Origin of the sequence: Streptomyces sp. NPDC048352 (assembly GCF_040651895.1) — a bacterium.
In the GTDB taxonomy this organism is placed as follows: domain Bacteria; phylum Actinomycetota; class Actinomycetes; order Streptomycetales; family Streptomycetaceae; genus Streptomyces.
The window spans coordinates 1-11,805 of the sequence record NZ_JBEZKZ010000008.1 but is presented as its reverse complement, the minus strand read 5'-3'; the positions used below and the strand labels follow the sequence as shown (position 1 = coordinate 11,805).

14 protein-coding genes are annotated in these 11,805 nt (G+C 73.5%); 7 read left to right on the top strand and 7 right to left on the bottom strand.

Annotated features, from left to right (window positions below):
• Positions 1 to 5: 5 nt before the first annotated feature.
• Positions 6 to 779, bottom strand: a complete 774-nt coding sequence (locus AB0D45_RS06770; RefSeq protein ID WP_362455626.1) for a DUF6227 family protein — start codon at positions 777 to 779, stop codon at positions 6 to 8.
• A 193-nt stretch (positions 780 to 972) separates the two neighbouring features.
• Between AB0D45_RS06770 and AB0D45_RS06765 the strand changes: the two genes are divergently transcribed.
• A complete protein-coding gene (locus AB0D45_RS06765; RefSeq protein WP_361606034.1) occupies positions 973 to 1,611 on the top strand; it encodes a vitamin K epoxide reductase family protein in 639 nt (212 codons plus the stop codon).
• A 113-nt stretch (positions 1,612 to 1,724) separates the two neighbouring features.
• On the opposite strand, the gene AB0D45_RS06760 is transcribed toward AB0D45_RS06765, so the two are convergent.
• Positions 1,725 to 2,135, bottom strand: a complete 411-nt coding sequence (locus tag AB0D45_RS06760) for a rodlin (protein ID WP_362455625.1) — start codon at positions 2,133 to 2,135, stop codon at positions 1,725 to 1,727.
• A 283-nt stretch (positions 2,136 to 2,418) separates the two neighbouring features.
• Here AB0D45_RS06760 and AB0D45_RS06755 point away from each other — a divergent pair, with 283 nt between their 5' ends.
• Entirely contained in the window at positions 2,419 to 2,892 is a 474-nt protein-coding gene (locus AB0D45_RS06755) for a hypothetical protein (protein ID WP_362455623.1), read from the top strand.
• Positions 2,893 to 3,056: 164 nt separating this feature from the next.
• Positions 3,057 to 3,299, top strand: coding sequence for a chaplin (locus AB0D45_RS06750; protein WP_361607554.1), 243 nt, complete (start codon positions 3,057 to 3,059; stop codon positions 3,297 to 3,299).
• 78 nt (positions 3,300 to 3,377) lie between these two features.
• Here AB0D45_RS06750 and AB0D45_RS06745 read toward each other — a convergent pair whose 3' ends face one another.
• From AB0D45_RS06745 to AB0D45_RS06725, 5 genes are all read right to left on the bottom strand, one after another.
• Positions 3,378 to 3,722: a hypothetical protein gene (locus tag AB0D45_RS06745; RefSeq protein ID WP_361607557.1), complete on the bottom strand. Its 345-nt coding sequence runs from the start codon at positions 3,720 to 3,722 to the stop codon at positions 3,378 to 3,380.
• A 177-nt stretch (positions 3,723 to 3,899) separates the two neighbouring features.
• Positions 3,900 to 4,994, bottom strand: coding sequence for a chaplin (locus AB0D45_RS06740; protein ID WP_362455621.1), 1,095 nt, complete (start codon positions 4,992 to 4,994; stop codon positions 3,900 to 3,902).
• A gap of 121 nt (positions 4,995 to 5,115) precedes the next feature.
• Entirely contained in the window at positions 5,116 to 5,349 is a 234-nt protein-coding gene (locus AB0D45_RS06735; protein WP_361607563.1) for a chaplin, read from the bottom strand.
• Between the two features lie 234 nt (positions 5,350 to 5,583).
• Complete coding sequence (locus AB0D45_RS06730; RefSeq protein ID WP_361607566.1) at positions 5,584 to 5,994, bottom strand: rodlin; 411 nt, start codon at positions 5,992 to 5,994, stop codon at positions 5,584 to 5,586.
• 118 nt (positions 5,995 to 6,112) lie between these two features.
• Entirely contained in the window at positions 6,113 to 6,346 is a 234-nt protein-coding gene (locus AB0D45_RS06725; RefSeq protein ID WP_361607578.1) for a chaplin, read from the bottom strand.
• A 118-nt stretch (positions 6,347 to 6,464) separates the two neighbouring features.
• On the opposite strand from AB0D45_RS06725, the gene AB0D45_RS06720 reads away from it, so the two are divergent.
• From AB0D45_RS06720 to AB0D45_RS06705, 4 genes are all read left to right on the top strand, one after another.
• Positions 6,465 to 7,640, top strand: a complete 1,176-nt coding sequence (locus AB0D45_RS06720; RefSeq protein WP_362455618.1) for a DUF3344 domain-containing protein — start codon at positions 6,465 to 6,467, stop codon at positions 7,638 to 7,640.
• 19 nt (positions 7,641 to 7,659) lie between these two features.
• Complete coding sequence (locus tag AB0D45_RS06715) at positions 7,660 to 8,853, top strand: glycosyltransferase (RefSeq protein ID WP_362455616.1); 1,194 nt, start codon at positions 7,660 to 7,662, stop codon at positions 8,851 to 8,853.
• A gap of 2 nt (positions 8,854 to 8,855) precedes the next feature.
• Positions 8,856 to 10,376, top strand: coding sequence for an exopolysaccharide biosynthesis polyprenyl glycosylphosphotransferase (locus AB0D45_RS06710; protein ID WP_362455805.1), 1,521 nt, complete (start codon positions 8,856 to 8,858; stop codon positions 10,374 to 10,376).
• A gap of 2 nt (positions 10,377 to 10,378) precedes the next feature.
• On the top strand, positions 10,379 to 11,805 hold a 1,427-nt coding region (locus tag AB0D45_RS06705; protein WP_362455614.1), incomplete at its 3' end, for an O-antigen ligase family protein.

Here is an 11,805-nt window from a genome sequence, read left to right as displayed (position 1 = left end):
CGCGGTCAGCGCACCCGGCCCCGCAGCTCCATCGCCCCGCGCGCGGCGGCCTCGCTCTCGTAGACCTCGCACATGTGCCGCCCGTCCGGCGTGGCCGTGTGCTCGACCTCCCACAGGCTGAGCTCGCTCCCGTCGAGCAGCACGAAGGCGTGCTCGTACAGGCTGAACCCGGCGTCCCGCCCGTCGGGCAGGCACTGCCGGCCGCCGAACGCCTGGGTGATGTGGTGCGCGTACGCCGAGCGCAGCAGCGTCGCCACCCCCTCCCCGGGGCGGTCGGCGTTCTCCGCGCGGCGCAGCACCCGCCGGGCGTGGTCCGCGGACTGCTCCGGCGTGTACTCGCGCCGGCGCCGGCAGGGCGCCGAGGCCGCCAACAGCGCGCCCAGCTCCGCCAGATCGCCCTGCGCCCCCTCCTCCCCGCCCCGGTCCTGCGCGGGCAGCGGCAGCCCCTCCGAGGGGGCCTCGCCGAACAGCCGGGCCACGGCCAGACCCAGTTCGTCCTTGCTCGTGAAGACCTCGCAGCGGGTGCTCCGGTCCTCCCGGAGCCGGTAGGACAGCTCCCACAGGGAGACCGCGCCGCCGTCCGACAGCAGGTAGGTGTGCCGGTGGGTCTCCCGCCACAGACCCGCCGACGGGCTGTGGTGGGTGGTGTACAGCGAAGAGCTGTGGGCGAGCGCCGTGCCGAGGCGCTCGACCAACCGGTCCGGCAGGTCGAAGGAGTTGAGGGCGCGGCCCAGGAGTCGCTCGAGGTGCGCCTCGGTTGTCTCGTACGGATCGCTCAAGGTGGGTCTCCAGGCCGTCGCAGCTTGTCACTCAGCGGAAGCACAACGTAGCCCCTCGTGCTGACATCACGTCCGGGATTCGGTAAAACGTCCGGGAAGCAACCAGGGTTCCCGCCACACCTTCAGGTCAAGTTCCGTACGCCCGGCCCCGGTTCGCGGCCCTCACGGCGCGCCGCCCGGCAGCATGGGCGCCATGGCAACGAACACAGTGGGCGTCCCCAGCCAGCAGGGCCGCCCCCGCATCCGCCCCGAAGACCAACCGGCCGCCCCCCGGGGGCTGGCCTGGCTGCTGGTGGCCACCGGAGCCGCCGGGCTGCTCGCCTCCTGGGTGATCACCCTCGACAAGTTCCTCCTGCTGGAGGACCCGGACTTCAAGCCCGCCTGCAGCCTCAACCCCGTGGTGTCCTGCGGCAGCGTCATGCAGAGCGAGCAGGCCGCGGCCTTCGGCTTCCCCAACCCGATGCTCGGGCTGGCCTGTTACGCCGTCGTGGTCTGCGTCGGCGCCGGACTCCTGGCCGGCGCCCGCCACCGCGGCTGGTTCTGGCTGGGACTGAACGCCGGGACGCTCTTCGGCACCGGCTTCTGCGCCTGGCTGATGGTCCAGTCCCTGTACGAGATCAACGCCCTGTGCCTGTGGTGCTGCCTGGCCTGGGTGGCGACCCTGCTGATGTTCTGGGCGGTCACGGCGCACAACGTCCGCGCCGGACACCTGCCCGCTCCCGGCCCGCTGCGGGTCCTGTTCACCGACTTCGCGTGGGCCCCGCCCGCCCTGCACACCGGGGTGATCGGGATGCTGGTCCTGACCCGGTGGTGGGACTTCTGGACGGGCTGACGGCGGCGGCCGGACGCGCACGAGGGCCCCGGCGGCTGGACGCCGCCGGGGCCCTCGTCACTTCGCTCCACGGGCGCCGGTGGGCCCTGACCGGAAAGGGTCGAGCGGAGGGATCAGCTGCCGATCGAGCCGTTGCCGGAGAGGACCGGGATGTTGCTCAGGATGTGGGAGAGCGGCTCGTCGCCCTTGGCCTGGGTGGAGTTCTCGGTGCACTGCTGGTTCTGCGGGTTGGACAGGACGTTGATGTCCTGGACACCGACGTTGACCAGCGCGACCAGCGACTGGGCGTTGACCTTCGCCGGCAGGCCGATGCAGGGCTTGTTGAGGGTGCCCTGGACCAGGCTCAGCTGGGGGCTCATGGCGCCCGTGGTCTTCTGGTTGCCGTAGATCTGCTGGGCACCGTTGCCGTTGACGGTGTTGATCCCGTTGTCGTTGCCGACGGCCATGGCCGGGGCGGCAGCGGCAGCGCCCGCACCGATGACGGCGGCGGTGACCGCGGTGGCGGTCATGATCTTCTTGAGCATCATTGATCCTTTTGTCGCACGAGTGCCCGCTTGTGGAGCGCCCTGATCAACTGGGCTCCCGGAGGGTTGGTTCCGCTGCTTCACTCAAACGGCTCGCGCGGGGACGGCTTTTCCCCAGGGCGGGTGAGGTCGCTCCGGACGCCTGCGCGAAGCCCGTACGCAGCCCCCAAGTCCGGCCCTGCCCGTTCAAGATCGTGTTGCGCTCCGTAGAAGGTGTACGCACGGTGGGTGAGGAAGCGGATTGTTCCCGTCCGCTCACGCGCGACCACCGAAGGAAGCCCTCATGCGCACGAAGCCGTCCCGCCTCCGCGTCCTCGTCCCGTCGGTCCTCACCGCCGTCATACTGTCCGGCGCGGCGGCGGCCCCCGCAGCCGCCGCCGACGGCGGCTCCGCCCTGGAGAAGCGGGCGTCCGCCGTGCAGGAGCAGATCGAGCGGATCGAGGAAGTCGGAGCGGCCCCCGGGCGCGTCGCGGCCGGGCCGATCGACGACCTCCTGACGAGCCTGAACAAGACCCTGCAGGACCTGCTGAAGTCCCTCAGCGGCCTGCTGCCCGCCGGGGTGAAGCTGCCGGTCATCGAGCTGCCCAAGATCCCCGAGATCAAGCTGCCCGACCTGCCCGCCGGGGTGACCGTCCCGCCGGTCAAGCTGCCGTCGGCGGCGCCCGCCACCCCCGCGACGCCGGCCACCCCGGCGATCCCCGACCTCACCGAGATCCCTGACATCCCCGACATTCCCGACCTCCCCATCCGCAACTAGGCGGGGAGCGGAGGCCGGCGGGCGACACGGTTGCGGCGGTTGAGCCGAACGAGTCTGGTTCTGCTCCGATCCGGCCCGCAGCCGTGTCGTCCGGGAAGCTGGACCGTTTCGCTTCGTGTGAGCCCCGGACCGGGGCTGGACATCGAAGAGAAGGTGCACTCCTCATGAACGCTGCTGCCAAGAAGGCCGCTGTGGCCCTGGCCTCCGCTGGTCTCGCTGTGGCCGGTGCCGCCGGCGCCGCCTCCGCCGACTCCCTGGCCGAGGGTGCGGCCGTGAACTCCCCCGGTGTCCTCTCGGGCAACCTGGTCCAGGTCCCGCTCCACATCCCGATCAACGTCTGCGGCAACTCCGTCGACGTGATCGGCGTGCTGAACCCGGCTTTCGGCAACGTCTGCGTCAACGACTGACGCACGTCGCGATCCGCACCACACGACTGTGGGCGCCCCCGGCACGGCCGGGGGCGCCCACAGTCGTTTCCGGGCCGCTCAGTTGGCGCCGCCGTTGAGCTTCACCCCGCCGAGCAGCGGGGAGGCCTTGGTCGCCCCGTTCGCCAGGCCCAGCACCTCGGCGGGGGCGTTGTTGCGGAGCTTGTTCACCCCCTGCGCGGTGTGGACGACCCCGTTGACGGCGTCCCCCTGCTCGGCGAGGGCCATGCCCACAGTCTCGGGGGACGAGGCGACGACGGGCTCGACGGCGCTCAGCGCCGTGTTCCATCCGGCCGACAGGCTCATGGGGGGGCCGGCGGGAGCCTCGGCCGCGAAGGCCGGGGCCGCCGCTCCCAGGGCGGCGACGGAGCCGGCGACGACAGCAGCGGCCTTGGAGAGCTTCATTATCGAAATCCTCTTCTTTTCGTGGACAGAGGTGCCAGCGGCGCCGTCGCGCCGCTTTCGACCTGGCTAACGATTACCGGTGGCTACGGAAACGCCGGAGCGGGACGCACGGCAGCGGCCGGAGAATCCGACGGGGATTCTCCGGCCGATATTTCTTCTGATTACCGGTATTCCCGGTCAGACGATGCGGGACCGCCGGTACAGAATGGCGCCGCCGAGGACCAGGGCCGAGGCGAGGGCCGCCAGGGCCGAGGTCTGGCCCGCTCCGGTGGCCGCCAGTTCCGGCGGGGCCGCGAGGGCGGGCGCGGGAGCCGGCTGGGCGGCCGCGACCGCGTGGGCCGGGGCGGGCGCGGGGGCGGGCGCCGACGGCACGTGGACCGGGAAGTCGCCGGCCGGGGCCGCGGGGGGCTGGTCCGCCGGACGGACGGCTTCCGGTACGGGGGCGGGGGCCGGCGCGGGACGCACCGGCTGGCTGCCGTGCGGCGGCCGGGGCTCGGGGAGTTCCGCGCCGGGCCGCTCCTCGGGCTGCGGGGCCGGGAGCGTGTGGGGCTGCTCCTCGGGCTGCGGGGTCTGCGGCGCCGGGGCGGGGAGCGGGGCCGGGTGCCCGGTCATCGGCCCGTGCTGCGGCCGCGGTTCCGGCTTCGGGGCGGGCCACGTCTGCGGCCCGGGCTTCGGGTGGTGCGGTGCGGGCGGGGCCGAGTGGGGCGCCGGGTGCTCCGCGTGCCGCGGCGGGTGGTCGTCGCACTCCTCCTCGCCGCCGTCGCCGGGGCCGTCCGCGTGCGGGCCGTCGCCGTGCGGGCCGCCCGCGTCCCAGGAGGCGGGGGCGTCGTGGCGGGGTGCCGCGTGCCGGGGGGCGTGCGCGCGGGGCTCCGCGGACTCGCGCTCGTCCTCGTGGTGCGGGCGGGGCAGGGCGTGCCGTCCGCCCGGCTGCTCGTCGAGGTAGCGTCGCAGGTCCTCGGCCCGCTCGGGGCTCAGGTGGCGCTCGTGGTCGTGCCCGGCGGCGTGCGAACCGCCGTCGGAGGCGGTGTTGCTGACGCACGTGTTCCCGAAGGAGGGGTTGAGCGCCGCGCCCGCGTCCACGCTGTTGCCGCACAGGTTCGGTGCGACCGTGATCGGTACCGAGACGCTGTTCCCGGACAGCACGCCCGGCGAATGAGAGGCCTCCGCGGAATGGGCGCACGCCGCGCCGGCCGCGAGGGACAGCAGGCCGGAGGCGGCCGCAGCGGTGAGCACCCCCTTGCCCAGTACCTGTCGGCTCAGTACCTGTCGCATGGGTCCTTCCCTGTCTACCGGCGCGGGGGCCGGTGCTGAATCGAAGGTGGCCTCGGAGTGCACCGCCGTGCACTCCGAGGCCACCCCGAGGAGGTCTGCCCTTGCGGGCTGAGGCGCTACGTCAGCTGTTGACGCAGGTGTTGCCGAACGCGGGGTTCAGCAGCCCGATGACGTTGACGGTGTTGCCGCAGACGTTCACCGGGATGTGGACCGGAACCTGCACGAGGTTGCCGGACAGGACGCCGGGGGAGTTCAGGGCGGCTCCGTGGGCACCCGCGTCGGCCATGGCGGGGGAGGCGACACCGGCGGCCATCAGCGCGCCGGCGGCCAGCACCACTGCCTTCTTGTACTTCATTTTTCTTTCGTTCCTTCCCGCAGAGGTGTATCCGCTGCACAGATATCAACGAGTGGGCCCGGAAAAAGAAACCGAAGAATTTCCGGGGGTTCGGGCAATTCGGCCCGAGGCCCCGCTCCCGGTACGTGAATTCCGTCCGCTGTATTCACGGCCGGCCGGAATGGGCCGGGCCCGGAATGCGGCGAGGCCGCCGCGACCCGGGGGTGCGACGGCCTCGCTCGGGGTGGTGCGTGATCAGCTGCCGGCGGAGGCGTTGCCGGAGAGGATCGGGATGTTCTCCAGGATGTGCGAGAGGGCCTCGTCGCCCTTGGCCTGGGTGGAGTTCTCGGTGCACTGCTGGTTCTGCGGGCTCGACAGCACCGGGATGTCCTGGACGCCGACGTTGACGAGCGCGAGCAGCGACTGGGCGTTGACCTTGGCCGGCAGGGCGATGCAGGGCTTGTTGAAGGAGCCCTGGATGAGCGCCATCTGCGGGCTCATGTTGCCGTAGGTGGCCTGGTTGCCGTAGATCTGCGCGGAGTTGTTGCCGTTGACGGTGTTGATGCCGTTGTCGTTCCCGATGGCCATCGCCTGCGGGGCCATGGCGGCACCGAGACCCACGGTGGTGGCTGCAACCGCTGCGCCGGCCGCGAACTTCTTGATCATTATCGTCCCTTTTTTGCAGGATTGCCCGGTACTGGAGCACCCGGATCAACGGCTCCGCCCCGGCTCGGGTTGCGTGACTTCACCCGGATGCCGCCGTTTCGGGTGGTGCGGTTGACGTTCAGGCGTTCACACACGTGTTGCCGAACGCGGGGTTCAGCAGCCCGATGACGTTGACGGTGTTGCCGCAGACGTTCACCGGGACGTGGACGGGAACCTGGACCAGGTTGCCGCTCAGCACGCCGGGGGAGCCGGCGGCGACGCCGTCCGCCGTGGCACCGCCGTGCGCGGAGGCGAGGCCCGCGCCGCCCATCAGCAGCGCCGCACCCGCGACCGCCAAGGTGCCGCCGCGCATCAGCCTCTTCTTCATCTCCGATTTTCCTTTCGGTTCGAACAATGGTGCACCCGCATAACGACGCGCCCGCTTCAAGGGTGCGTGCTATCGCCCAAAAGGCCGTACGAGCGAGTCCGGCGTGATTTCCAGCCTGATTTCTGACAAAGTTCACTCCTGTTTTGACCCCTTGATCGAAAATGGAGACAGGGTCATGGGTTCCTCCCGCAGAATCCTCGGCACGCTCGGCCTGCTGTCCTGCCTCACGCTTTCCGCACACGTGCCCGCAGCCGGCGCCGCGGCGCCCGCCGGGGTGCGTGAATTGCCCCGGGTTCCTTTCACGCAGCGTTACCAGGCCGTCCAGCACGGCGGGCTGGTCCGGGCCTCCAACTCCGCCATCAGCTGCCGCCGGCAGGAGAACGAGCAGGCCGAGCCGTGCGCCGAGGTCAAGAAGGGCGCGGCCGGGGTCAACGGCGACTTCGAGATGTTCTACGACGAGGTCGACAAGGATCCGGACACCTACAACTCCACCCGGGCCGAGCTCAAGGTCCCGCAGGGCGCGAAGGTCTCGTACGCGCGGCTGTACTGGGGCGGGAACCTGCGGGTGGGGGAGCAGAAGCCGCCGGAGGACAACGGGCGGGTGCTGGTCGCCGAGCCCGGGGGCGCGTACAAGGCGGTGCTGGCCGACACCGTGATCGGGCACCACACCGACGGCGGCAGCGACGCCTACCAGGCCTCGGCCGACGTGACCCCGCTGGTGCGCAAGGGCGGGGCCGGGATGTGGACCGTGGCCCAGCTCAACGTCGCCATGGGGCACTCGGCGGCGGGCGCCTGGGGCGGCTGGACGCTGGTGGTCGCCTACGAGCACCCGCAGGAGCCGCTGCGCCGGATCTCGCTCTGGGACGGCTTCGAGTCCCTGGCCGCCGGCGCCGGCGAGGCCGCCGGGGAGACGGTGGAGATCGCCGGCCTGGACGCGGCGCCCGGCGCCTCGGGCAAGGCCGGGGTGGTGGCGTACGACGGTGACCGGGGGACCCTCGGGGACTCGCTCACCGTGACCGCCGACAGCGGCCGCCGGGTCGACGTCAGCGATGCAGAAAATCCTTTTAATGATGTTATGAATTCCACGATCACGGAATTCGGACGTCCCTCGTTCGTGCGACAGCCCGAACATATGAATAATCTCGGATATGACGCGGACGTGTTCGACCTGAGTCCCGCCCTGTCCGGTGGAGCCCGCAACCTCAGTTTCCGGTTCGCGGGTGAAAGTCAGGGCCAATTCCTCGGTGTGCTCTTCGTTCAGACAGACGCACGCCGCTGAACGCAGGAGACCACTCCACGTGCCGAAACACCCCTCGCCCGACCCGTCACCCGCCGGTTCCGGCTCCCCCTTCACCGTCCTCCACCTCGTCCAGCCCGTCGACGGGGGCGTCGCCCGCGTCGTCACCGACCTCGTACGGGCGCAGACCGCCGCGGGACTGCGCGTCCTCGTCGGCTGCCCGCGCGGCGGCACGCTCGCCGACGGCGCCCGGGACGCCGGGGCCGAGGTGCACACCTGGCGCGCCGGACGGTCCCCCGGGCCCGCCCTGCCCGCCGAAGTGCTCGCCGCCGCCCGGCTCATCCGGCGCCTGAGCCCCGACCTGCTGCACGCCCACAGCGCCAAGGCGGGGCTCGCCGGGCGGCTGGCCGTACGCGGCTCCGTGCCGACGGTGTTCCAGCCCCACGCCTGGTCCTTCGACGCCGTCGGCGGCGCCACCGCCGCCCTCGCCCTGCGCTGGGAGCGGATCGGCGCCCGCTGGGCCGACCGGGTGCTCTGCGTCAGCGAGGCCGAACGCCGGGCGGGCGCCTCCGAAGGGATCACCGCCCGCTGGTCGGTGGTCCGCAACGGCGTCGACCTCGAACGCTTCCGCCCGCCCCCCGGCGGCGACGGAGGCCGCGCCGAAGCCCGCGCCGCACTCCCGCTGCCCGGTCAGGGTCCCCTCGCCGTGTGCGTCGGCCGGCTCTGCCCGCAGAAGGGCCAGGACATCCTGCTGCGCGCCTGGCCCGAGGTCCTGGGCACCGTCCCGGACGCCCGCCTCGCCCTGGTCGGCGACGGCCCCGACGCCGAGCGGCTGCGCCGCACCGCACCGCCCGCGGTCCACTTCGCGGGCGCCGCCGCCGACATCCGACCGTGGCTTCACGCCGCCGATCTCGTTGTACTGCCGTCGCGGTGGGAAGGCATGGCGCTCGCCCCGCTCGAAGCCATGGCCTGCGGCCGCCCGGTCCTGGTCTCCGACGTCAGCGGCGCCCGGGAGAGCCTGCCGTCCGGCCAGGGCCGGCTCTGCCTGGTGCCGCCGGAGGACCCGACGGCACTGGCCAAGGCCCTGGGACGGCTGCTCGCCGAACCGCGGCTGCTCACCGAACTCGGGGAGCAGGCCCAGCAGCACGCCCGGACGGAGTTCGACGTGCGGCGGACCACGGACGCGGTCACCGGCCTGTACCACGAACTGCTGGGCAGGCCCCGGCCCTTGAACCAGGAGCGCATCAGCCGATGACGATGGACAGCGCACCCGCCCGGCACACCGGGCAGGGCGGCACGGGGCACGCCGGCGGCAGCGCATTCGCCCCCGCGGCTCCCGCCGAAGCCCGCCGTGCCGTGACCGCCATCCACCCCCCGCGCGGCCCCCGTGCCGGCCAGGCCCGCGCCGCCGTCCGGCCGCAGCGGGCACGCCGCCGCGAGGGCCTCGCCGCGCTGCTGGCCGCCGACGCGCTCGCCGCCGCCGTCACCGCGACCGCCCTGCCCGCCGGCACCCTGCCGCCCGGAGCGGCCCTACCCGCCGCCGCGCTGCTCACCGCCCTGCACGCCCACGCCGGGCTCTACCGGCCCCGCCTCGCGCCCTCCGCGCTGCTCGACCTGCCCGCGCTGGCCGCACGCGCCGCCGTGCTGTGGTGCGGGGCCGCCGCCGTACTCGCCGCCGCCGCGCCCGGACGCGCCCTCGGCTGGAGCGTGCTGCTCGGCGCCGTCTGCCTCCAGGCCGTACTGGCCTGCGCGGGACGCGGCCTCGTCCACCGGCTGCGCCGCCGCGCCGCCCTGCGGCGGCCCGCCTCGGCGCTCGTGGTCGGCCCCGGCGAGGGCACCGGCGCCGTCGCCGCCGCCCTGCACGGACGCCGCGAGTACGGGCTGCGGCCGGTCGGGATCGCCGACACCGCCGCTCCCGCCGACGGGGACGGCGGCCCGCTCCCGGTGCTCGCCACCCACGAGGACGTCCGGCGCGCCGTCATCCAGAACTCCGTCCGGCACGCCGTCTTCACCTGTCCGCCCGAGGCCGACGAACGCACCGCCTCCCTGGTCCGGCTCTTCCACGACCACGGCTGCCGGCTCTGGCTCGCCGACCCCGCCGGGACCGCCAAGGTCACCGGCATGCGCGTCGCGCAGCCCGCCGACCAGCTGTGGGGGTACGCCGTACAGCCGCTGCTGCCCCGCCCCTCCCGGCCGCTGGAGCGGTGCGCGAAGCGGGCCATCGACTCCTGCCTGGCCACCCTCGCGCTGATCGCCGCCGCGCCCGTGATGGGCGCCTGCGCCCTCGCCGTGCGGCTCTCCGACGGCCCCGGGGTGATCTTCCGCCAGGAGCGGGTCGGCCTCTACGGACGGCCCTTCACCCTGCTGAAGTTCCGCACCCTGCGCGCCGACGCGCACGAGTCCGCCACCCGCTGGACGGTGGCCGGCGACCGCCGGATGAGCCCGGTCGGCTCCTTCCTGCGCAAGTCCTCGCTGGACGAGCTGCCGCAGCTGTGGAACGTCGTGCGCGGTGACATGAGCCTGGTCGGGCCCCGCCCCGAACGGCCCTTCTTCGTCGCCAAGTTCAGCACCGTCCACCCCGGCTACGAGGCCCGCCACCGGATGCCCGTCGGCATCACCGGCCTCGCCCAGATCAACGGGCTGCGCGGGGACACCTCCATCGAGGACCGGGCCCGCTTCGACAACCACTACATCGACACCTGGTCGCTGTGGCAGGACCTGTGGATCCTGGCCCGGACCGCCGCCTCCTTCTTCCGCTTCCGGCTGGGAGGGAGCTGAGCATGACCCTCGCCGTCTCCGGCTCCGTCCTCGCCCCGGACCCGGGCCCGCTGCGCCGGCACTGGCCGCTGCTGCCGCTCGCCGCGACCGTCCTGTTCCTCCTCGCCCCGCTGCCCGCGGGCGACGCCACGGCCTCCGGGAAGGTCGGCCCCGCCGACGCCGCCTCGCTGCTGCTCGCGCTCGTCTGCGGCGTCCAGGCGCTGCGCGGCCGAGTGCGGACCCTGACCCCGCTGGGCGTGCTCGTACTCGGCGCCCCGGGGGTCGGCCTCGCGGTGGCCACGATGACCGCCGGAGACCCGTACGCCGCCCTGCCCGGGTTCGTGCGCTACCTCCAGGTCTTCGTCCTGGTCCCGGCGGCCGTGGTGCTGCTGGTGGGCGACGCCCGCGAGTTCCGGCTCGCCGCCGGCTGCTTCGTGGTGCTGGCGCTGGTGCAGGGAGCGGTCGGGGTCGTCCAGTACGCCACCCACACCGGGGCCTCGTATCAGGGCGAGGACGTGCGCGCCGTGGGGACCTTCGGCCCCGGTGACGTGATGGGCATGGCCACCGTCGTCGCGTACGGGCTGGTCGTCGCGACCGCCGCCGCGCTCGCCCCCGGACTGCCCCGGCGCGTCCGGCGGACCGCCGGGGCGTGCGCGCTGGCGCTGGTGCTGCCGCTGGTGCTGTCCTTCAGCCGGGGCGCCTGGATCGCCACGTTCGGGGCGGCGGTGCTGGTGATGGCCATGGCCGGGATCCGGCGGGCCCTGCGGGTGCTGGTGGCGCTGGCCGCCGTCGGCGTGGTGCTGGTCGGCGGGCTCGGGCTGGGCTCCGAGATGGTCGCGGAGCGGCTGAACTCGATCACCCAGGTCTCCAGCGCCCCCGACCAGTCGGTGACGGACCGTTACACGATGTGGGCGGCCGCCGAGTCGATGTGGCGGGAGCGGCCCGCGGTGGGGGTGGGCCTCAAGGGCTTCCCCGCGCACCGGGACGGCCACTCCTCGCTCGGGCTGTCCTCCGGCAGCGACACCGCCGGCGCCGGACAGGCGTTCGTCAAGCAGCCGCTGCTGTCCCCGCACAACATGTACCTCCTCATCCTCGGCGAGCAGGGCCTCGTCGGGCTGCTCGCCCTGGCGGGCGGCTGGGCCGCGCTGCTGGTCGCCGGGCTGCGGCGGTGCGCGGTGGGGTCCGACAGGGCGGTGCGGGACTGCGGGCTGATCGCGGTCGGGCTGTTCGTGTGGCAGCTGACCGACTTCCTTTACGCGGACATCGGCGGGCCGTCCACCGTGCTGACCGGGGTGATCATCGGCCTGGCGGCCTGGTGGGCCCTGCCCTCCGGGGGGCCCGGGGACGAGGCGGCCGCCTCCGGCGGTGCCGGGCGCGCCTTCGCACCCCTCCGCGGCCGGACCGGCGACGGGCCGGGGCCGAGCGGCCGGGACGCGGCCGCCGCCTGCGG

Excerpts from the sequence above, each read along its gene's own strand:
- AB0D45_RS06750 (WP_361607554.1), top strand. The coding sequence starts at position 3,057 with ATGAACGCTGCTGCCAAGAAGGCCGCTGTGGCCCTGGCCTCCGCTGGT.
- AB0D45_RS06745 (WP_361607557.1), bottom strand. The coding sequence starts at position 3,722 with ATGAAGCTCTCCAAGGCCGCTGCTGTCGTCGCCGGCTCCGTCGCCGCC.
- AB0D45_RS06710 (WP_362455805.1), top strand. The coding sequence starts at position 8,856 with ATGGACAGCGCACCCGCCCGGCACACCGGGCAGGGCGGCACGGGGCAC.
- AB0D45_RS06755 (WP_362455623.1), top strand. The coding sequence starts at position 2,419 with ATGCGCACGAAGCCGTCCCGCCTCCGCGTCCTCGTCCCGTCGGTCCTC.
- AB0D45_RS06725 (WP_361607578.1), bottom strand. The coding sequence starts at position 6,346 with ATGCGCGGCGGCACCTTGGCGGTCGCGGGTGCGGCGCTGCTGATGGGC.
- AB0D45_RS06765 (WP_361606034.1), top strand. The coding sequence starts at position 973 with ATGGCAACGAACACAGTGGGCGTCCCCAGCCAGCAGGGCCGCCCCCGC.
- AB0D45_RS06740 (WP_362455621.1), bottom strand. The coding sequence starts at position 4,994 with ATGCGACAGGTACTGAGCCGACAGGTACTGGGCAAGGGGGTGCTCACC.
- AB0D45_RS06760 (WP_362455625.1), bottom strand. The coding sequence starts at position 2,135 with ATGCTCAAGAAGATCATGACCGCCACCGCGGTCACCGCCGCCGTCATC.
- AB0D45_RS06735 (WP_361607563.1), bottom strand. The coding sequence starts at position 5,349 with ATGAAGTACAAGAAGGCAGTGGTGCTGGCCGCCGGCGCGCTGATGGCC.
- AB0D45_RS06730 (WP_361607566.1), bottom strand. The coding sequence starts at position 5,994 with ATGATCAAGAAGTTCGCGGCCGGCGCAGCGGTTGCAGCCACCACCGTG.